The sequence below is a fragment of the Streptomyces sp. NPDC056738 genome, from assembly GCF_042790435.1.
Lineage (GTDB): Bacteria > Actinomycetota > Actinomycetes > Streptomycetales > Streptomycetaceae > Streptomyces.
Genome location: NZ_JBHTZF010000029.1, coordinates 1 through 18,652, shown reverse-complemented (window position 1 = coordinate 18,652; position 18,652 = coordinate 1). Strand labels below are relative to the sequence as shown.

General features: G+C 67.7%; 17 protein-coding genes and 3 pseudogenes. 9 read left to right on the top strand and 11 right to left on the bottom strand.

What is annotated here, in order from left to right; all coding sequences use genetic code 11:
- Positions 1-542 precede the first annotated feature (542 nt).
- From ACFRIC_RS41115 to ACFRIC_RS41105, 3 genes are all read right to left on the bottom strand, one after another.
- Positions 543-2,330 (bottom strand): WD40 repeat domain-containing protein, encoded by a 1,788-nt coding sequence (locus ACFRIC_RS41115; RefSeq protein ID WP_382797088.1) that lies wholly within the window; start codon positions 2,328-2,330, stop codon positions 543-545.
- Between the two features lie 81 nt (positions 2,331-2,411).
- Complete coding sequence (locus ACFRIC_RS41110) at positions 2,412-2,885, bottom strand: hypothetical protein (protein WP_382797086.1); 474 nt, start codon at positions 2,883-2,885, stop codon at positions 2,412-2,414.
- 31 nt (positions 2,886-2,916) lie between these two features.
- Positions 2,917-4,098, bottom strand: a complete 1,182-nt coding sequence (locus ACFRIC_RS41105) for a PP2C family protein-serine/threonine phosphatase (protein ID WP_382797164.1) — start codon at positions 4,096-4,098, stop codon at positions 2,917-2,919.
- Positions 4,099-4,474: 376 nt separating this feature from the next.
- Between ACFRIC_RS41105 and ACFRIC_RS41100 the strand changes: the two genes are divergently transcribed.
- Together ACFRIC_RS41100 and ACFRIC_RS41095 are read left to right on the top strand one after the other, a co-directional pair.
- Positions 4,475-5,749, top strand: coding sequence for an IS701 family transposase (locus ACFRIC_RS41100; protein WP_382797084.1), 1,275 nt, complete (start codon positions 4,475-4,477; stop codon positions 5,747-5,749).
- Positions 5,750-5,914: 165 nt separating this feature from the next.
- Entirely contained in the window at positions 5,915-6,466 is a 552-nt protein-coding gene (locus ACFRIC_RS41095; RefSeq protein ID WP_382797082.1) for a hypothetical protein, read from the top strand.
- Between the two features lie 15 nt (positions 6,467-6,481).
- Here ACFRIC_RS41095 and ACFRIC_RS41090 read toward each other — a convergent pair.
- Positions 6,482-7,364, bottom strand: a pseudogene (locus ACFRIC_RS41090) (IS5 family transposase).
- A 121-nt stretch (positions 7,365-7,485) separates the two neighbouring features.
- Here ACFRIC_RS41090 and ACFRIC_RS41085 point away from each other — a divergent pair.
- Positions 7,486-7,611, top strand: coding sequence for a hypothetical protein (locus ACFRIC_RS41085; RefSeq protein WP_382797081.1), 126 nt, complete (start codon positions 7,486-7,488; stop codon positions 7,609-7,611).
- A 441-nt stretch (positions 7,612-8,052) separates the two neighbouring features.
- Entirely contained in the window at positions 8,053-8,550 is a 498-nt protein-coding gene (locus tag ACFRIC_RS41080; RefSeq protein WP_382797080.1) for a MarR family winged helix-turn-helix transcriptional regulator, read from the top strand.
- Positions 8,551-8,803: 253 nt separating this feature from the next.
- Here the strand turns inward: ACFRIC_RS41080 and ACFRIC_RS41075 are convergent, their stop codons facing one another.
- The 6 genes and pseudogenes from ACFRIC_RS41075 to ACFRIC_RS41050 all read right to left on the bottom strand — a co-directional run bounded on the left by ACFRIC_RS41075 (position 8,804) and on the right by ACFRIC_RS41050 (position 15,624).
- On the bottom strand, positions 8,804-9,970 hold the full coding sequence (locus tag ACFRIC_RS41075) for a PP2C family protein-serine/threonine phosphatase (RefSeq protein WP_382797078.1): 1,167 nt from the start codon (positions 9,968-9,970) through the stop codon (positions 8,804-8,806).
- 432 nt (positions 9,971-10,402) lie between these two features.
- Positions 10,403-10,924, bottom strand: coding sequence for a MarR family winged helix-turn-helix transcriptional regulator (locus tag ACFRIC_RS41070; protein WP_382797076.1), 522 nt, complete (start codon positions 10,922-10,924; stop codon positions 10,403-10,405).
- A 57-nt stretch (positions 10,925-10,981) separates the two neighbouring features.
- Positions 10,982-11,473 carry an STAS domain-containing protein gene (locus ACFRIC_RS41065; RefSeq protein WP_382797074.1) on the bottom strand — a complete coding sequence of 164 codons (492 nt, stop codon included), beginning with the start codon at positions 11,471-11,473 and terminating at the stop codon, positions 10,982-10,984.
- Positions 11,470-12,552 carry a B12-binding domain-containing protein gene (locus ACFRIC_RS41060; RefSeq protein ID WP_382797072.1) on the bottom strand — a complete coding sequence of 361 codons (1,083 nt, stop codon included), beginning with the start codon at positions 12,550-12,552 and terminating at the stop codon, positions 11,470-11,472. Before ACFRIC_RS41060 ends, ACFRIC_RS41065 begins: the two co-directional genes overlap by 4 nt.
- The gene (locus ACFRIC_RS41055; protein ID WP_382797163.1) at positions 12,549-14,147 is read right to left on the bottom strand and encodes a SpoIIE family protein phosphatase; all 1,599 of its coding nucleotides are present in this window, start codon (positions 14,145-14,147) and stop codon (positions 12,549-12,551) included. The genes ACFRIC_RS41060 and ACFRIC_RS41055 overlap by 4 nt, the downstream gene beginning before the upstream one ends.
- Positions 14,148-14,971: 824 nt before the next feature.
- Positions 14,972-15,624, bottom strand: a pseudogene (locus ACFRIC_RS41050) (type III effector protein).
- A gap of 138 nt (positions 15,625-15,762) precedes the next feature.
- Here ACFRIC_RS41050 and ACFRIC_RS41045 point away from each other — a divergent pair.
- The 3 genes from ACFRIC_RS41045 to ACFRIC_RS41035 all read left to right on the top strand — a co-directional run bounded on the left by ACFRIC_RS41045 (position 15,763) and on the right by ACFRIC_RS41035 (position 17,361).
- Positions 15,763-16,194 carry an Hsp20/alpha crystallin family protein gene (locus ACFRIC_RS41045; RefSeq protein ID WP_382797070.1) on the top strand — a complete coding sequence of 144 codons (432 nt, stop codon included), beginning with the start codon at positions 15,763-15,765 and terminating at the stop codon, positions 16,192-16,194.
- Between the two features lie 181 nt (positions 16,195-16,375).
- On the top strand, positions 16,376-16,816 hold the full coding sequence (locus ACFRIC_RS41040) for a DUF2267 domain-containing protein (RefSeq protein WP_382797068.1): 441 nt from the start codon (positions 16,376-16,378) through the stop codon (positions 16,814-16,816).
- 191 nt (positions 16,817-17,007) lie between these two features.
- Positions 17,008-17,361, top strand: coding sequence for a type II toxin-antitoxin system PemK/MazF family toxin (locus tag ACFRIC_RS41035; protein WP_382797066.1), 354 nt, complete (start codon positions 17,008-17,010; stop codon positions 17,359-17,361).
- 325 nt (positions 17,362-17,686) lie between these two features.
- Here ACFRIC_RS41035 and ACFRIC_RS41030 read toward each other — a convergent pair whose 3' ends face one another.
- Positions 17,687-17,863: a CsbD family protein gene (locus ACFRIC_RS41030; RefSeq protein WP_382797064.1), complete on the bottom strand. Its 177-nt coding sequence runs from the start codon at positions 17,861-17,863 to the stop codon at positions 17,687-17,689.
- Positions 17,864-18,044: 181 nt separating this feature from the next.
- Between ACFRIC_RS41030 and ACFRIC_RS41025 the strand changes: the two genes are divergently transcribed.
- Both ACFRIC_RS41025 and ACFRIC_RS41020 read left to right on the top strand, forming a co-directional pair.
- Entirely contained in the window at positions 18,045-18,215 is a 171-nt protein-coding gene (locus ACFRIC_RS41025) for a hydrophobic protein (protein WP_067385923.1), read from the top strand.
- Positions 18,216-18,546: 331 nt separating this feature from the next.
- Positions 18,547-18,652: pseudogene (locus ACFRIC_RS41020) on the top strand (PRC-barrel domain containing protein); the annotation flags it as partial.

Here is an 18,652-nt window from a genome sequence, read left to right as displayed (position 1 = left end):
TGGGCACCCCAAGGAAACGCGGCGAGCTCCTCCTCGAACTGCGGCCACGCCTTCCCGATGCGAGGGAAGCGGCGCACCAAGTCGTCGATGTCCGGGACGATATGCGACCTCGGAGTCGACCCCTCCCCCGCTCCCGGCCTCCGCCTCCACCAAGCCGCGGTACAGCCCGGTGCGGGCGGTAGGGAACCACCGGACCAGCGCTGCCCCAGGACTGTCCGGTGCAGCCGCATCGAACGAGGCTTCAACGCATACGTTCATCCCGCGCACCCTGCTGGTGCCCGGCCATAGGAAATCCTGCGACGATCCCCACATTCCGAAGCGATCACTGAACTCGCACTTCAGAAGCCTCTCTGGCTCCTCAACCTCTGCCGAAACCGCAGCTCAGGTCGACACATCACAACAACCAGAAATCCTGCAACGATCACTAAGCCAACAGCTCGACGCATCGATCATGCAGTGATCCTTAGTGGATTTGTCACAGCGGCTCCGCAACCTTCTGCAATTGCCTGCGTGCGTTTCCCGGGAGTGTGGCGGGCGTGGCGTCACCGGACGATGGTGGCCGCGTCCCACACGATAAGTGTGTCGCCACGGTCCTTGGTCATCAGGTGTGTTCGGTCGGGTGACATGCGGCAGTCGAGTACGACGTCCGTGTGGGCCTCGAGGGTGTTCAGGAGTTCGCCGGTGCGGGTCGACCGGATCTGCACGCGTCGGGCGTCAGGCACGGCCAGCCAGTCCTCGGTGGTGGCGAAACGTGTACGTGTCTGCTCCAGTGTGAAGCGCTCACGAAAGCCGGGCAGTTCCAGGACCCGGAGTCGGTACAGGTCGCCGATCGCGATCCACGAGCCGTCGGGAGCCAGACCGAGCCGGTAGATCTCGTGCGGCTGATCGGGCAGCTCCGTGAGCAGTCGCCCGGAACGCGGGTCCCAGAGCAGGATCTGACCCCTGCGGCCGCAGGCGGCCAGGGTTGCTCCGTCGGCGGCGAGCGCCAGTTGTGACATCCCCTGCGACGTGGGCTTCGTTCCCACGCGTTCGTTGGTGAGCGGGTGGACGAAGCTGCCGGTTGAGGTGTTGTAGGCAACCCACATGCCGTCCGGACCGTACACGGACTCACCCACGGCGCCGACCTTGAAGGGGACTATTTCCTCGCCGCTGACAGCGTCCCAGGCCTGGGCTTTTTGGCCCACCGTCTTGGTCATGATGAAACTGCCGTCCGGAGCGACGGCGCAGTGCCGGAGCATGTCGGACGGGCCTCGGATCGCCCGTCGCAGCGCCTGGGATTCCAGGTCGTACACGTGGACGAGCCGGTCGTTTCCGACCGCCACCAGCCATGTGGCGTCCGGTGCCAGAGCGAAGTCGAAGGTGAACCGAGGCAACTGCAGCACGGCACGGACCGCCGACTGCGTCTGGACCGCGAACTGCCCGGCGACGGAGGGCTGCTCCGCATCTCCGTGGTGGTCCGCGTGCGCTCGCGGAAGCGGCATATGGCCCAGGGCCTGCAGCAGTTCGGCCTGCCTCCCCGGATCCAGCCGGGAGCCATGCTCCGCCCCGCTCATGACCTCGTCGATCACCGAAGCGGTGGCCCTGGACTCCGGGGAGTCGACCAGGGCAAGATCGGCCAGCAGGCTCTGTGCTCCGAGCCGCTGGATCTTGGCGATCTGCCAGCCTGGAAGTGTCACGAGTCTGGCGGCCTGAGTCGGGTCGCAGTGCTGCATGTGCCACACCAGATGCCGCCACCAGTACCCGGCGCCGGCAGGCAGGGCCGACCAAGGGTCGCCGGGTTTCAGCAGTGCGAGGGCGTTGTCCAAGAGTCGTCCGTGCCAGTCGGCCGCCTCGTCCGCCGACCAGCGCGACTTCAGGCGCTCGTGCAGGGCTTCTGGGACGGTCAGTCGCCACCTGCCGTCGTCGGCCTTGACGGCGCGTACGAGACCCACGCGCTCGAAGTCCTCGAGCAGGAACAAGGCGCGGTGGGGATGGCGATTCGGTCCGGAGTCCACATCGACCCAGGCTTCCTTGACCTCGGCCATGTCCAGTTCGACGCCCGGGGGGACAGCCGCCAGACGGCGGGCGTCGAGGGAATCCGAGCGACTGAGCCCCAGATCCTCCAGCGCCCGGCCGACAGAGTCATCGCCCCAGTCTTTGTAGCCTGTTACCTGCTCCCAGTGCTCCCCGAGCCGGCGATCGAGCCGACGCCGACCCCACCGTGTTCTCATCACCTGCGCCTCTCCCACCCGGACACCCAGTGAAACAGTCCGAACGCCTGGATGCAGGCATTCCCTCCAGGCCGGCGCGCGAACTTTGAGTATGCCCTCAACCCGGGACGGTTCTGCCATTCGGCCATGCCCTCAAGGACTTTCTCAGCCACCTGGGCCGTCACCGCTGGGTCGTGGAGCGGCAACGCTGAAAGGGCTCACTCATTCATCATCCGAACCTTCGAGCCCGAGATGGTCCGGCGTTTCGAGGAGTGCCGCCTGTCTCTGAGCATCGGACTCCCGGCCGGCTACCTCGCGGATGATCTGCGCAAGCCTGTGCCGATCATCCGCGGAGAGCTGGTCGAGCGTGGACGTGACGTCTTCGAGCCACGGCACGCAGATTTCCGGATCTGCGGCGATGAACTCAGCCTGGGTGTCACGCTGGAGCCACGTGTACACAACCGCCTGAGGGTTGCCGCCAACTTTGGTCTTCGAGGGGGCGGCCCAGTAGTCCAGATGCGCCGGGTCCGGGTCCGTGGCGAGGTAGACCCAGCCGTTGAGCCAGCGTGTGGGCGGCTTCGATATGACCTTGACGAGTTGAGAGAACGATGTTCGCAATCGCTGGCGGATCCGTGGCCGCCAGTCCAGTTCGGAGCGAAATCGCAGGTGTGCTCGGGGCGTTTGTGTTGGCATCATGCGGCCTCGGCATCCGCTGGTGGCACGTATGTCATAGGCGGATGATGATCAAGGCGACGTCGTCGCGGGCGCTGCTGCTGACGCCGAGGTCCGCGAGCAGGGCGTCAGCAAGGTGTTCGGGTTCATGATGGGCGTGGTGGGTGAGCGCGTGAGTGAGGCGTTGCAGGCCGACGTCGATGTCCTCGCCGGGGCGTTCGATGAGGCCGTCGGTGTAGAGCACGAAGGTGTCGCCGCTGGTGTAGGGCAGCTCCGCCTGGGGGTAGGGGACGGGTTCGGGACGGGTTCCCAGCGGAGGGTCGGTGGCCTGGTCGAGAAGGTCGAAGGTGCCACCCGGGTGGACCAGGATGGGGGGCGGGTGGCCGGCATTGCTGTACGTGATGCGGGAAGCGCGGGTGTCGACAACGGCTTGGACGACGGTGGTGGCCAGGGCACCCTCCACGTCGCCTGCGTACAGGCACAGGACGTCCAGGGCTCCCGCAGGCTGTTCCACGGCCCGGACGACGGCGGACAATGCGCTGCGGAGCATTCCCATGACGGCGGCGGCCTCCAGGCCGTGGCCGACGACGTCGCCGACCGCGACGGCAAATCTGTCCTCGGGCAGGTCGACGACGTCGTACCAGTCGCCGCACACATTCAGTGACCCGGTGGCCGGCAGGTATCGCACTGCGGTCTCCCGGTGCCGGGCCAAGTGAGGCGCGTGGAGCATGGCCTCCTGCAGGGTGACGGCGACCCGGCGTTCCCGGGTGTGGGCTTGGTGCAGTTCCTCGTTCAGCCGCTTGAGCTCAAGTGCCCGCGCGTACAGTTCGACCTCCCTGGCTTCCACGTCGCTCAGCGCGCCGCCTTCCCCCAGGCGAGCATGGGAGCGGATGAACGAGGTCACGTCCTCCCCCCGGTGCAGGATCCACTCCACCTGCCCATCCGGCCCGAGCACCGGGGTGTTGATCGCGGACCACCAACGCTCCTCGAACACACCAGGCCGGCCGGCCACGGGAATGTCGTACTTCATCGGCGCCATCGTGTCCCGCTCCTTCGAGCGCAGGACCCGGCGTAGGGAGGCGTGCAGATTCCGCACCCCGTCAGCATCTGGGTCCGCCGGATTGTCGGGGAAGGCATCGAAGAGATATCTCCCGAGCAGATCCTCCCGAGTACGGCCCGTCACCTGGCAGGCCGCCTCGTTGATGTCCGCGAGCACCAGATCCGGGCCCAGCACCATGCAGGGGCTGGGCGTGACCGCGAAGAGCGCCTGGTAGTCGATCGCCGACCCTGCCACACGGCGCGGACCCGCACCTGGGCTGTCTTCGTCCCTCACCCTTACGTTTCTACCGGTCGTCGGCGCCCTCGGCACCTGCGCACTCGCGGAGCGGGCGTCGGCCGCTTTGGTGCAGTTGTCGACCCCACGAACAACACCGCGCCCCTGCCTGCGGCATCTGCAGGACCGCGCCCACAGGAGTGTGCAGTGTGACCCGTACCCCCGGGGCACGGACGCCGCATGATCACGCTGCAGGCAACACAGCCCAACCCCCGGCGGGCACTTAGTAGTGCTTCGTTAGGTCTTTCCATCGACCCTGATCAAGAGCATGTTGGGGTGTGTGGATGCGTATGAAGTGAGCCGGTTACGGGCGGCGTTGGCGATGTTCGTGGCGGATGTCTTTGCCTCGGTGCCGCGTAAAGACCAGAGGGCCAGAGGTGAGTCCTATTTGCGAGGCCTGATGCTGGACGGCCGGCGCAAGTCGATCCAGCCGATGGCCGAGCGGCTGCCGGACGGGAACATGCAGGCCCTGCAGCAGTTCGTGAACCAGTCGCCGTGGGATCCGCTGCCGGTCAGGCAGCGGATCGCCGAGCGCCTGTCCCAAGTTGTCCAGCCCGAGGTGTGGGTGATCGACGACGTGTCGTTCCCCAAGTGCGGCAAGGCGTCGGTCGGGGTGGCCCGCCAGTACTGCGGAGCGGTCGGCAAACGGGCGAACTGCCAGGTCGCGGTCAGTGTCCATGCTGCTACCGACACCGCTTCGTGCCCGCTGGAGTGGCAGTTGTATCTGCCGCGGGAGTGGACGGACGAGCCGGACCGCTGCCGCAGGGCAGGGGTCCCCGACGACGTGGGACACCAGGAGAAGTGGCGTCTCGCGCTCGGCCTGCTGGACACACTCGCCCAGTGGCAGCTGACGGCGCCGGTCGTGGTCGCCGATGCCGGCTACGGCGTCTGCACTCCGTTCCGGCTCGGGCTCGAGGAGCGAGGACTGTCCTATGTCCTGGCCCTGAACGGGAAGGAAGTCGCTCATCCGGAGGATGTCGAGCCGCACCAGCCCGCTTATGGCGGACTCGGGCCGCCCACCCTTCCCCGCTACCGCACCCCGCCCCGAGCCATCTCCGCCCTCGCGGCGGAGGCGGGTGCGGAGCGATGCACCAAGGTGACCTGGCGGCACGGCAGCAAAGGCGCGATGACCTCACGGTTCATGGTGCTGACGGTGCGGCCCGGGGGCAAGCAGTCCCTGGCCGCCGCCCAGGAATCGGGCGGCGGCCGCAACCGGTGGGACGGCGTCCTGCCCGTCCAGACCCTCCTGGTCGAATGGCCAAACGGCCAGGACGCACCCACCAACTACTGGATATCGAACCTGCCGGCCACCACACCGGCCGCCGACCTCGTGCGGTGGGCGAAGATGCGCTGGCGGATCGAGCACGACTACCGCGAGCTCAAACACGGCCTGGGACTCGACCACTTTGAGGGCCGCACCTGGCGCGGCTGGCACCACCACGTCACCCTCGTCACCGCCGCCCAGGCCTTCCTCACCCTCCGCAGGCTCGACCCAAAAGCCCAGACACCGGCCCAAGCCTCTACCAGACCCTCGACGCACTCCAAAACCTGCTGAGGTGCTGGACCGGCACCTGCACCACCTGCGGCCGCCAGCTCAAAACCAGCAGAACCAGAACCAGAACCTAACGAAGCACTATTAGGGCCTGTCCGGCGGATCTTGGCTTGCGTCCGGTCGCCCCCCTCAGGTTGGAGTGGGGAAGGTTGCACCTAGGCTTTGGCCATGCTGCTGGTCAACGGCGGAGAAGCCGTAGCTGACGCTCCCGTACTGCGCACGGGGGGAGTGCCACTCGTCCCGGATGGATTCGTCTGGCCGAACTGCCGCGAATGTGGCGAGCCCATGCAGTTTCTCGCTCATCTGCCCCTCGATCTGGGGGCGGTCGCGGTCTTCTTTTGCCAGAACGACCCGGGCATGTGTGACGACTGGGACGCCACCGCCGGCGCCAACCGGGCCTTCGTGTTCAAAGGTCAGCTATCGGCGGCCACCGTCCCCGCCGAGGGCGAGACGCTGCTCGGTGCGGTGACCGCCTTGCACCCCCACCCAGCCGACATCCCAACCGCAGAGCCGGTTCTGGGACGGCTGGGTGGCGAACCCGACTGGCTCCAGGGTGACGAGACCCCCGACTGTCCCTCCTGCACAACCCGTATGACATTCACGGCCGAACTCGAAGAAGGATCCGACTTCGCGACCTCCGCCAACTTTGGCGGAGGTGGCCGCGGCTACGTCTTTCACTGCCACCCCTGTAGCGAGGCCGCCTTCCTCTGGCAGCGATGAAGAGCGCCTGAAAGCTCATGTGCGGAGCCAGAGCCGGATCGCAGCGACGGTGACAGTGCCGTGGAAGACATAGGCTCGCTTGTCGTACCTCGTAGCCACAGCCCGGAAGTTCTTCAGGGCATTGATCGTCCGCTCGACCTCGTTCCTGCGCTTGTACATCGTCTTGTCGAATCCGGCGGGTCGACCGCCTTTGCTACCACGGCGCCGGCGGTTGGCCCGCTGGTCTCGTGGCTCAGGAATGGTGTGCTTGATCTGCCGTCTCCGCAGATAGCGGCGGTTGCGGCGAGACGAGTAGGCCTTGTCGCCGCCGAGGTGATCAGGCCGGGTCCGCGGGCGTCCGCCTTCGAGACGGGCAACGCGGATACGTTCCATGACCGGGATGAACTGTGGGGCATCCCCCCCACTGGCCCGGCGTGACCAGGGAACGCAAGCGGGCGACGTCCGCCCTCACTGGCAAGGTGGATCTTGCAAGTCAGTCCGCCCCGGGAGCGTCCGAGTCCCTCATCGGGGCGGTGCTGCCGAGGCCGTGATCTTTTTTCGGGACATGCGGCGCATCCCTGCGGGCCCCGGCGGCGTGTTGATGAGCGCGGCAGGACGTCGAATCCACGCTCACCATGCTCCAGTCGATACGGCCTTCCGCATCCGCGTCGGCCTGGACGGCATGGAGGATCGTCTCCCACGTGCCGTCGGCTGACCAGCGTCTATGTCGCTCATAGACCGTCTTCCATTTTCCGAACCGCGTTGGCAAATCACGCCACGGGACGCCGGTGCGCTCCCGGAAGAGGATGCCGTTGATCATCTTGCGGTGACTGGCCCATCGTCCGCCCCGCCCGCCGGTTTTCGGTAGATGCGGCAGCAGCCGCGACCATTCGCTGTTCGTGAGATCACCCCGCCCCATGTCCATGCGAACGGACCGGGACACGAAGCGGTTCAAAGATCCGCCGGACAGGCCCTAGGCCAATCACGACCGATCCAGTTCACCACGGGCGGTGGTAATTCAGGTCCGGTCACTGGTGGAAATGCCGGCGGCCCCAGGAGGCGGCGTCGGTGAAGTGGCCACCGCCGCGACCCTGGCCGTGGCGCTGGCCACTGCGTTCGACGCCGCCTTCCTGCCCGAGTCCGCCATCCCCTACCTCGGCGTTTAGGCTGCCCCGACCTGCTGCACAGCGATTTCAGCTCCTGGCCCTGGGGCGCCGACTGCAGCCCTCGGCGTTCGAGGTGGCGAGCCGTCGCTACGCCCTCTCAGCTTCGACTCGCGGTGGCGGATGGGCGCGGGAGCGCCTTAGTGAAACGTCTTCGTCGGAATCGGTGCTTTTACACAGCGTCCATCCGCATGAACTATGAGCGTTTCGTGATGGTTTGCCGTTCACAGCGTCACCGTCCGGGCCGATAAAGGATGTCGTGGTCCCGTGTCTGCTTCTTACGATGCTTGTGCAATACCTGCCCAGAGAGCACACACCGGGAGTCGAGGGACGAAATTGGCGATCGCACACGGCGGGGATTGCTTGTTCGTCGGGACTTCGGGTACTGCGATTGAATGAGCATGGCATCAGAAAATGCCCCGGGCTTACTGAAAGTTGTTGTTCGTGACGCACCTCGACGACCTCGGTGGTGAACAGGCGAGAGGATCACGCGGTGACCCCGAGGCCATCGCCCTGGAGATTTCCGACGCCGTCGAAAGCCTCGCCGACCTGTGGTCCGGCGCCGTACAGGATGCGGCAATGCGGTTGTCTCCGGCCCAGTCAAAGGCGTTGCGCACCCTGAGCAGGTCGCCGGCCTTGAATCTCACGGCCTTGGCCGAGTGGCTGGACATCGGGCTGCCCACGGCCAGTCGGCTATGTGATCGCCTTGAGGCGGTTGGTTTGATGGAACGGGCCTCGCATCCGAGCAACCGGCGCGAGGTGCAGCTGATTCTGACCCGGGCCGGCCGGCACGTGCTCAGTGATATGGCCGGGCGTCGAGCACAAGCTCTGGCTGCCGCTCTGGGAGGGATGGCGCCTGCCGAGAGGGCCGCGTTGAGCCGGGGGCTGAAGGCCTTTCTCGTAGCGCAGGAAGCAGCCTTGTCGCGGTCTGAGGAGACTTGACGGGGTTCGTAGCGCCTGAGGGGTGCAGGGACGTGTTCCGGGGGCGCGGCCGTTCCGGTCCAGGCAGGCGACCGAAGCGTCGGCGGCGAGTTCTTGCTGCCGACGTTCCTGGCCAGGCCCGGGGGCCGTGGCGCGTGCTGCTTCGTAGAGGGAGGCTCGGGTCATGTGGCGCTGAGGGTTTGGCGCAGGGCTCGTTCTCCGAGGAATCCGCCGTCGGCGTCGCGGGCGCCGTGTCTCCAGGGCCTGGCACCCGTCACGATGGCCGTCCGCGCCAGTCCAGGCACACCACTAGGGCGTCGTCGGTCGGCAGGGCCTGGCCACGGTGGCCCGTCAGTTCCCGCAGGACGGCCCGGGGGACGTCGGCGGGCGGCAGCAGCCGGGTGGACATGATCGCCCGGGTCAGGGCGGCATCCCCGTACGACTCTCCGCCGGGAGAAAAGGCTCCGTAGACGCCGTCGCTGACGAAGACGAGACGGTCGCCTGGCTCGACCTGGAATTCCTGGGCTGCGTAGTCGGTCTCCTCGAACATGCCCAGAGGCATCTGCGCCTCGAACGCGACGCGCTCGAGCGTTCCGTTGCGCAGGCGCAGCACCTGCGGGGAGCCGGCGTCCACGACCTGGACCTGTCCGCTGATCAGGTCGAAGTCGAACATGAGGGCAGACAGGTAGCAGCGCCCCCGGTAGTGGGCGTAGACCGCCTGGTCGGCGAGGGCGGCCTGGTCGGCGAGGCCGATGCCGGCCCGCCGGGCGTTGCGCAGAGCGTTGACGGACAGATTGGTCAGCAGGGAGGCCTCCATCCCCTCGCCCATGCCGTTGGAGACGTACAGGAGGAGCCGGTCGGCGGTCACGGACCAGTCGAAGTTGTCGCCGAAGATCGCGTAGGCGGGCTCCAGCTGTGCTCCGAGCTCGTATTCGGGGCAGGCGTAGGAGCGGCCGGGCAGCAGTTGCCACTGCATCTCGGCAGCCAGGGTGAGCCGGTCCTTGCGTCGTGCTTGCAGGTAGAGGTCCGTGTCGCGTTCGGCCACGACGACCTCGTGGGCGAGCACCTCGGCGATCTCTGTCAGTTCGTTCAGGCAGCTGCGTGCGTGCTCCCCGCCGGGGAGGGTCACCGAAAGGACGCCGAGTCGGTCGCCGCGGGCGATGACGGGCAGGTGGACGCTCACCAGTCCGTCTGAAAGCCCCTCGATGAAGGGTTCCTGGGCGCCGAAGGCTCGTCCTGCCGGGCTGTTGTGTATCGACACCGGCTCCAGAGTGTGCGGCAGTCTGGAGACCGGTTGCAGCACGGTCAGGCCGTAGTCGGCCATGAAGAGCTCGACGGTGTCCGCTTCGTACTGCTCAGCCAGGACGCGGCGGACCGCGTCGAGCAACTGGTGGGGCGCCGCCGTGCGCAGAGCGCGCTCAGCGGCCACGAATCTGTTCACAGTGGTGAATACGCCGATCTTTTGTCTGACGTGGGAGGCCTTCGGCTCGCGACGAAGTCATGGAGAGGTGCGGTGTCCGGTGCAATCCATCTCTAGCCAGTTCGCTCGCCCCGTACGCCGGCCGTCGTCTTCGTGCCTGCGAGAGGGTGAACCGGACCTCGTCTCGGCGTTGCCCGGCGCCGGGCACGTCGCGCGGAGCAGTCTCATGGCCACGGAGCGGCAGGCGCCGGGGGTCAACGGCGCACTCGTGCCAGTGTCGCCTTTGTGGGTGCTGCTCGCCCGCGAGGCGGCCAGTGCGGGCTGAGCGGTGCGCCGCGCAATGAGGCGCAATCTCGGCTGCCGGGTCCCGGTGAGCAGAAAGCGGCGCGATCTCCATCCAGCGGAAGGCTGCCGCCCGCTCCTGGAGGGCAGGTGATGGTCGGCGCCTTGCGCTCAGGCTGCCGTTTCTCGATGCCTGTCTGCGGGCGTCGCGCCCTCTTGGGCCAGGTGGAGTGCGGGCTGGCTGAGCAGCGTGTGCTGCAGGCTGGTGAGACCGTCGGTCAGTGCGGTGCGCTGGCTGGAGGGCACGGCAGCAATCGCCTGGTGCAGCAGTTGGTCGCGCAGTTCACGAATCCGGGCCAGTTGGTTGTGGCCGGCGGGAGTGATGGAGAGCAGGACTTCGCGGCGGCTGTCGGGACAGGCACGGCGTTCTACGAAACCGAGGGCCTGCAGGCGGTCGATCAGGCGGCTGACCGAGGGGGGCGCGGCACCCAGGAGCTGGGTGAGGTCGCGCATGCGGATGCCGTCCTCGCGGTCGACAATGCACATCACGCGCAGCTGTGAGGCCGGAATGTAGGGCGGCGGGGTCTGGCTACGGGCCTGTTCCCAGAGGATGTCGAGAAGTTCGACGATGCCCTGGACCTGACGGGCCGCTGCGCGGACGGGTTCGGAGGTGGGGCGGGTGCGCTCGGTCATGCGGTTCCCCTCCGAGAGGTTGGGCCCCCCTTTTACACCGGTCCGTGTGTTCGGACATCACTCGCTGACGTCCGATCCAGCACACGTGGAGCCGGCGGGGGTGCCGTCCTTGGACGTATGACGATATGCCATGCGCTGGGAGTCGTGCAGCCCGCCGGCCGGGCCGGCGTCCTGCGCCTCGTCCCGAGCGCTCTTTTCGACCGTCTGGTCGGGGGCCAGGTGGTCCAGAGTGCCGGTGATGTCCAGCATCCGTTCCAGAGCCGGTGTCCGGTTGTCCAGGTGGAGGGTGACACGCGCGGCGACGGCCCGGCGGTGGAGCATGAGCAGCATGGCGAGCCCCATGGAGTCGATACCGCTCAGGGCCGTGCAGTCCAGGTGCAGGTGGCGCGGACGCGGATTGACGGTGAGGTGCCGGGTGGCGCCGGCGAGGAAGTGGTCGGCGCTGTCGTAGTCGAGGAACCCGTGCACCTCGACGTGAATCGCCTCTCCTTGGGCGGGGGCGGTGGTCAAGCGCAGGTGGTCGAGGTCGAATCCGTCAAGGCGTGTCATACGGTGTTCCTGGTGTCGGAGGCGATCACTGATCCTGCCCGGGTGAGGAGGTCGACGGCCTGGTGGAGCGTGGATGTGGCCCGGGGGAAGTCCTTGAGCTGCTCGCTCAGGATGCCCAGGGCCGGGATGAGGGAATGGGCGGGGACGCCGCGGGTGGTGAGGATGCCGGCTGTCCAGAGGATGAAGTCGGTGAAGAGGTCCACGTCGTCGGTGTAGAGGGCGGTGGCCAGGAAGTCGACGATGTGTGCGATGTCCTCGGCCGTGCGTTCACGCTGGGCGTCGGTGTAGTCCCGCATCGCGGGAAAGCGTTCTTCCAGGGTGCCCGTCACCGTTCGCACCAGGCGGGTGCGGGTGCGGGCGACCATCGTGTACTCCTGGTCAGCCAGGTGCGGCAGGTCGTCGATGGGCTGGTGCGCCGCTGCAGGGCGGGGAAGCGGGCCCTGCTCGAGCCGGTCGGCGGCGGCCCGGGCGTCGGGCGCCCACGCGTCGGCGCCCAGCTGGCGGGCGTACTGGCCGTGCCGGCCGAAGGCTGCGCCGCCGACCAGGACGGGGGTGCTGGTGGCCTGGACCGCGGTGATCGTGGCGTGCGCGGTCGGCAGACGGACGGGGATCGAGCTGGACAGCGCGACGAACTCGGGGCCGGTCTGGTGGATGTGGCTGATCAGATGGCTGGTGGGGACCTGGGCACCGAGATAGTCCACCTTCCAGCCCCGCAGCTTGAGCACTTCGGCGACCAGGCGCGCGGGCAGGCCGTGCCATTCGCCGTCCACGCACGCCACGGTCGCCCGGCCCCGGCCGGCTGCCGTGTGCTGGGCACAGCGGTAGGACAGGGCGGCGACGGCGCGTTCGTTGATGGCGGTGGCCGCATGCTCCTGGGCAACCGTGATGCGGTTCGCCGCCCACTCCTGGCCTACCCTGCGTTGCACAGCGCCGACGAGGTCCAGGAGCACGGTCTCGGGTGAGGCGCCGTCGTCCAGGGCGCCAAAGACGGTGCGGGTGGCTGTCTCTTCGTCGCCGGTGCTGACCGCCTCCCACAGCTGTTCTTCCCACTGCTGCGAAGCGTTTGATATACGGGTCACGCGGTGAACCTGCCCCGGGTGTGGCCGCCCACCGCACTGAGATGAGCCGAGCGGGGTGCAGCGATGATCATCACCGCCATATCGTCGTGGACCTCGGATCCGACCCACTCGGAGGCGAGCATCAGCATGTGCTCGACGACCGCTTCGGCCGGCATGGCCGCGCAGTGCGCGAGGGCCTTCTTCAGCCGGGACTGCCCGAACAGCTCATCGCCCAGCGGACCACCCTTGGCCTCGGTGAAACCGTCGGTGAACAGCACGCAGAAGTCCCCGGGTGCCAGCGTCTCCTGCGTCGTCGTCGCACGGGCCTCGGGCAGCACGCCGACGAGCGTGCCGCGTGACGCGCCTTCCTCGACGCTGCCGTCGCCTCGCACGATCAAAGGCGGCTCATGCCCGGCGCTGGTCACCCGCAGCCGCACGCCGCTCCCTTCCCGCACGACGGACGCCATGATCAGTGTGGCGAAGCGTGTCGCCTGAGAGTTGAGGAGTGCGCTGTTGAGGAGGTCGATCACGCGTTGGTGGTCATCGGCCATCGGCAGCAGCGCCTGCAGCGTGTTGCGGATCTTCCCCGTCAGCACTGCCGCCTCGAGACCCTTCCCGCAGACATCGCCCAGGACGGCGAAGGACTCCTCGCCGTCGGTGGCGGCCGGATGGACGTCGTAGAAATCGCCGCCGATCCGCTCATGGTCCTTCGCCGCCCGATAGCCGCCCGCGAACTCGATGCCGCCCGCCCTCTGGAGAACGGGCGGAAGCAGATCCCGCATCAGCGTCTGGGCGAGGGAGGACTGCTCGGCGTACAGGCGGGCCGCAGACATGGCTGCGCCGGCCCGGGCCGCGAACAGACGGGCGAAGACCTCCTCTTCCGCGCTGAACGCGGCCTCTCCGCTGCGTCGCAGGAGGACCAGGGCACCGGCCGGAACTCCGTGCCCGGGAAGCGGCGTGATGACGATGGAGCCGACCGGCCCGAAGCCGTCCGGGACCAGCCAGCCCGGAGCGGTCGCGGGGTCTATCCACCGCGACGGCACCGGCGGGAACCCCTGCAGGGCCTCACCGAGGCCGAGGACCTCTTCAGGATCAACATTCCACGTGAAGCGCTGCGGTTCACCCCCGCTCAGACACAGGACGACCGGCAAGCCGCGTGCCTTGCGCGGGGCGATGACCAGGGCGGCATCGGCAAGGTACTCCGCCGCGAGCTGCGCGGTCACGTCCATGCATCGCTCCAGATTCAACGACGAGAGCAGCGTGTTGGACGCCTCGGTCAGAAAAGCCGTCCGCTCACGCTCCATCCGCAGAGCCTCACGCGCCAGCCGACGGTCCGTGTCGTCCACCAGCCACCACAGCACGTCCCCGTCGTCCTGCACCGAGGGATGAGCCTCGAAGACCCGCTCGTCCACCGGCCCGAACACCACAGCGCCCGTCAGAGGGGCGCCCGTCATGTGTTGCGCGTGCCCGTCCGCAAGCCATGCCGGAACGTTGCCGCGCAACGGCTCGCCGGGGCAAAGAGCGGGAAAGAGATGGCCGGCCTGTGGGTTCGCGTGACGTACCGTGCCGGACCGGTCCACGATCACGACCGGGTACGGCACCGACACCAAGGCCATGGCCGCGTGCGCCGGAGCGCCAGTGCTCACGGCAGGTCCCTGCTCGATGGAAGTCACAAACACCAAGGCCCGCTGAGCGAACCCCTCACCTCATCCGGTCGATGAATTATTGCCTTACGGCAACCATCCTCTACCGCTGCCTCTCCTGGCAACCCGCACCCCGCTCACCCTTGCTCCAGGCGTGCGTGTCGCCGCCAAAACAGCGGGAGGGACGTGGGGCCGCCACCAGGACGGACCGGCCCCATCGGACAAAGGGGCAGGTCAGCGGCCCTGCAGAGTGAGATGGCACACGTCCGAAGCAGCAGGGGTCCAAGGAGTGAAGAACTTGAGGAGAGCCTGCAAAGTTCACCGCCGAGCAGGCAGCGGACACTCAAGCCGACCATCCGACGGCGGCCGGTCGAGGCAACATCACAGCCGGACGGAAGCAGGCGGCAAGCTACCGCTGACGCCTGTCCCTCACGAGGCGCCACCGCGCCCCCGTGGTCTCACCCGCAGCACGAGGGGTGCAGTGATTGAGGGCGGACAAGGAAGATAGACGACCGCCGCTGGCACTCGAGGCAGCTCCTCAAGAGGCCTCGACTCGGATAGCGGCCCGCAGATGGGCTCTGGAGCGCTGGGCGGACATCAGCAACCGGCGCACACCGAGGGAAGGGCTGCTACCGGGGCGCGGGGCACCTCCCAAACAGCCCGGTCCCGGGCCACCCTCCCGATGAGACCTCCCGCTTGCGGCACCGGCGATGGCCGGAGATCTTGCCGCAGGGCCGAGTCGGGTGGATCACCAACCGGGACGGACGTTCGGAAACCTCCAGGTCACCCGAGGACTGTCACTGCCCGCCGGAAGAGCGCTGACGCTGCTCACCCTCGCGCCTCTCGCGGGTGCGGCGGTCGATGTCGGTGACGCGTGCCGCGAGGTCGGGATGAGAAGGCCGCAGATGGGGGCCTGCAGTGGAGAGAGGACCCAGGAGTTGGGCCGGATCACCGTCACCGAGCGCGGTGTGGAGTGACCTGATCGCGTCCCGCCGCTGTGACCGGCAGGTCCGGCAGGGCGGTGATGGCGCCGGCGAGCTGGCGCAGCACGGCGGCGTGGTCCTGGGCCCAGGCCGTCACGGAGCGGTCCGCGGCCCGCTGGTCGCGGGTGGACCGCACACGCTGCTCCTTGGTGGCGCTGGCTTCACCGGGGCGCACGCGCAGGTAGCGGCGTTCGGCGGCCTGACGGCTGGAGACGCCGAGCGGGTGGGCCAATTCGGCCCAGCTGGCTCCGGCGTGACGGGCCGTCTCGATCAGTCCGGACTCACTCCCAGCCGGCCAGTTGCTCGCGTACCTCTCGCAGTTGGAGCAGGGCCGCTACGGCCTGCCCGGGATCGTCCGCGGGGGCTTCCTCCGCGGTTCGCGCCGTCCGCATGGCCTGGGCAATGGCCTCAAGGGCGGTGACCGTAGCCGTGAAGGACGCCGGTGCCGGGATGGGGTCGTCTGTCATCGTCTCTCCGCCGATTGCGCCCGCCACCCAGTCGTCGTCGTTCGGATGACAGATGAGTTGTCGTCGTTCAGATGACATGCTACAACGGTGTCAGGTGAAGCGCACAGCAACCGCTAAACTCATCTGGAGGTGTATCCCGTGTTGATGCGCACCGACCCGTTCCGTGAACTCGACCGCCTCGCCCAGCACCTGATGGGCCCGGGAACGTGGTCCCGCCCCTCCGCGATGCCGATGGACGCATACCGGGACGGCGACCAGTACGTCATCGCCTTCGACCTGCCGGGCATCGATCCCGACGCCCTGGACATCGACGTCGAGCGGAACATGCTCACCGTGAAGGCGGAACGTCGGCCCCTGCCTCGGTCGGAGAGCGCCCAGACGGAACTGTCCGAGCGGCCGCTCGGTGTCTTCTCCCGCCAGATCGTCCTGGCCGACACCCTCGACACCGAGCGCATCTCCGCGGACTACGAGGCCGGAGTCCTGACGCTCCGTATCCCGATCGCCGAGCGGGCCAAGCCCCGCAAGATCAGCGTCAACAGCACCGGCGACCGCAGGGAACTCGACAGCTGATCCGGTGAACGTGCCCCACCGGCCGGGGCCCGGGCGGATTGCCTGCCATCCCGCCTGGGCCCGGTGGCACCGACTCCTCACGCCAGGCCGGACGACCGACTCCGCGAAAAACGCGGTTCACGCGGAACAGCCGGTCCACCGCAGGAAGACGACGGTCACGCAAGGAAAGCCGACGCGCCCCATGACTCCTCTCCCTCCCTCCGCGCCCCCTGTCCAGACGGCCGCCTCCACCTTCGAGCAGATGCTGGAGAAGGTGCGCTACGAAGGCGCCTACCCCACCCGCGCCCAGGCCGAAGGCGTCGTACGCCGGGTCATCGCAGGCCTCGGCCGCCAGCTGACAGGCGCCGAGCGGACGGCACTGGCCGCTCGCCTCCCCCAGGAGGCAGCCGACATCCTTACCTCCCAGATCCCCACCGGCAGACCTTTGACGGGCTGGGGCTTCGTGAAGGACCTCGAGGAGCGAAGCGGAGGCAGTCTGGCGACGACCCGCTGGGACACCGGGTCGGTGCTCGGCGTCGTCGCACGCCTGGCCGGAGACGACCTGACCGCCCGGATCATCGGACAACTCCCCGACGGCTATGCCCTGTTGTTCGGACGGGCTCAGCTCGTCCGGGCCGCCTGACCGCCGGCTCGGCGCCTGACCGCCGGCTCGGCGCCGTCACCCAGAACGCATCACACCCAGTACTGTGACCGCGAAGGTTCGCCGGGTTCGCCGGCCGCTGCGGCCGCTGGACTGGTTGGATCACGGCCGACAATGAGGTGTTCGGTCCGGGGCGGGCAAGGTTCCCCGGCGATCCTGCGTCGGGAGGGCACATGCAGCGCGGCGAGGTCTGGTTGGCGGACTTTGACGAGCGGAGGCCGGTGGTACTGCTGTCAGGAGACGAAGCGTCCGGGTTCCGAGCGATGCAGGTCGTCGCTCCTGCGGGGACCGAGATCAGCGGTGTGGCCGTCGAGGTGGCAGTGGGGGCGCCCGAGGGGCTGCCTCTTGAGGGCGTCCTTCGAGTGGCGCTGCCACGTCCCGGTCTTGTCCCGTGCACTTGGCTGGTGACGCTGGCCCAGGAAGATCTGACCGAGCAGGTGGGAGTCTTGTCGCCAGCGAAGCTCGGCGAGATCGAGAATGCCCTCCGTGCCGGCGGACTCGAGGAGGCGGCGCACCAGGCTGCTTGATCAGGCAACGAGCGGGGGTCGGCCTCCCCGGCAAAGGCCCTTCTCGCTGCGGATGCGGGCGCGTTCCTTGGGCTGGACGGCCAGGACGTCAGGATGGCGGGCAGCGGTACGCCGCGCGATACAACAAGATGACCACAGCTTCTGCCGTTCTGCCGCGGCCAGTTGGCCAGTTGGCCAGTTGGCCACAAACCGTATGCCCTGCCGGCCTGTTGCCGTCGCCGGCCAATGATGTAGCCCTCCGGCCATCGACCGCCCTCAGCGGGCCGGCACAGACAGCACGGATCCCGGCAGCCACCAGGCTGCCGGGATCAGGGTCGCTGAGCGCCTACTTGGGCCGGACAGCGTCCTTGACCTTCTCCTTCGCCGCACGCAGGTCCCCCTGGGACTCCTCGGCGTGACCCTGGGCCTTCAAGGACTCGTTGCCGACCACGCCGCCGACGACCTTCTTCACCTTGCCCTCGACCTGCTCGCCCTTGGCCTGAGCCTTCTCGTCCGCAGCCACAACCGCTCACCCCTGCCTCACATCGGAACTCACGTACGCCCTCCATGTCACCCCGGAACGCATTCTCAAACCAGCGACGACCGCCACGCCTCCGCAGCCGCGGACCACTTAAGAGATACGTAAATCCCGCAGGAATGAAGATCGGACTGCAGGGCACACGAAGGTCCGGAGGTTGATAACTATGGTTCCTATTCTTCTTGTTCTTCTGCTCGCCCTGATCCTCTTCGGTGCCGGTTTCGCGCTGAAGGCACTGTGGTGGATCGCCGTCATCGTGCTGATCGTGTGGGTCCTCGGCTTCGTGATCCGCCCGACAGCAAGCGGCGGTAAGCGTGGCCGCTGGTACCGCTGGTAGGCAGCAACAACAACAGAAACCATGGGTGGGGCCCGACGCCACGGCGTCGGGCCCCACCCAGGTCCCGTCCCGGTTACCGCGGGTTGCAGGATGTGAGTTCGTAGTTGGGGGGGGCAAGGTACTAAAGGCCGGGGGTGGCCGTGACGCCAGGAACCATGGCCTCCAGCACGGCACCTCCGGCCATCCGCATTCGACGTGAACGTGATGTGTGGGGCCCGGAAGCAGGGGAACCCGACTTTCTGAGAAGGCGTCACCAAATTCGATGATGCCTGCAAAAACCGCAGTTCGGCTGCGGCGGAAGCAATCAATCTCGACAAGGGAGCCGTTCTTTATGAGTGACAACATCTGGGGCTACCAGCCGACCACCGGCCACATCGCGGGCACCGACCTGATCGGATACAAGGTCGAGGCCACCGACGGCAGCATCGGGAAGGTCG

Coding starts and splice junctions, on each gene's coding strand:
- ACFRIC_RS41115 (WP_382797088.1), bottom strand. CDS start 2,330: ATGGCAGAACCGTCCCGGGTTGAGGGCATACTCAAAGTTCGCGCGCCG.
- ACFRIC_RS41110 (WP_382797086.1), bottom strand. CDS start 2,885: ATGATGCCAACACAAACGCCCCGAGCACACCTGCGATTTCGCTCCGAA.
- ACFRIC_RS41105 (WP_382797164.1), bottom strand. CDS start 4,098: ATGGTGCTGGGCCCGGATCTGGTGCTCGCGGACATCAACGAGGCGGCC.
- ACFRIC_RS41095 (WP_382797082.1), top strand. CDS start 5,915: ATGCTGCTGGTCAACGGCGGAGAAGCCGTAGCTGACGCTCCCGTACTG.
- ACFRIC_RS41085 (WP_382797081.1), top strand. CDS start 7,486: ATGCCGGCGGCCCCAGGAGGCGGCGTCGGTGAAGTGGCCACCGCCGCG.
- ACFRIC_RS41070 (WP_382797076.1), bottom strand. CDS start 10,924: ATGACCGAGCGCACCCGCCCCACCTCCGAACCCGTCCGCGCAGCGGCC.
- ACFRIC_RS41065 (WP_382797074.1), bottom strand. CDS start 11,473: ATGACACGCCTTGACGGATTCGACCTCGACCACCTGCGCTTGACCACC.
- ACFRIC_RS41055 (WP_382797163.1), bottom strand. CDS start 14,147: ATGGCCTTGGTGTCGGTGCCGTACCCGGTCGTGATCGTGGACCGGTCC.
- ACFRIC_RS41040 (WP_382797068.1), top strand. CDS start 16,376: ATGACTCCTCTCCCTCCCTCCGCGCCCCCTGTCCAGACGGCCGCCTCC.
- ACFRIC_RS41035 (WP_382797066.1), top strand. CDS start 17,008: ATGCAGCGCGGCGAGGTCTGGTTGGCGGACTTTGACGAGCGGAGGCCG.
- ACFRIC_RS41025 (WP_067385923.1), top strand. CDS start 18,045: ATGGTTCCTATTCTTCTTGTTCTTCTGCTCGCCCTGATCCTCTTCGGT.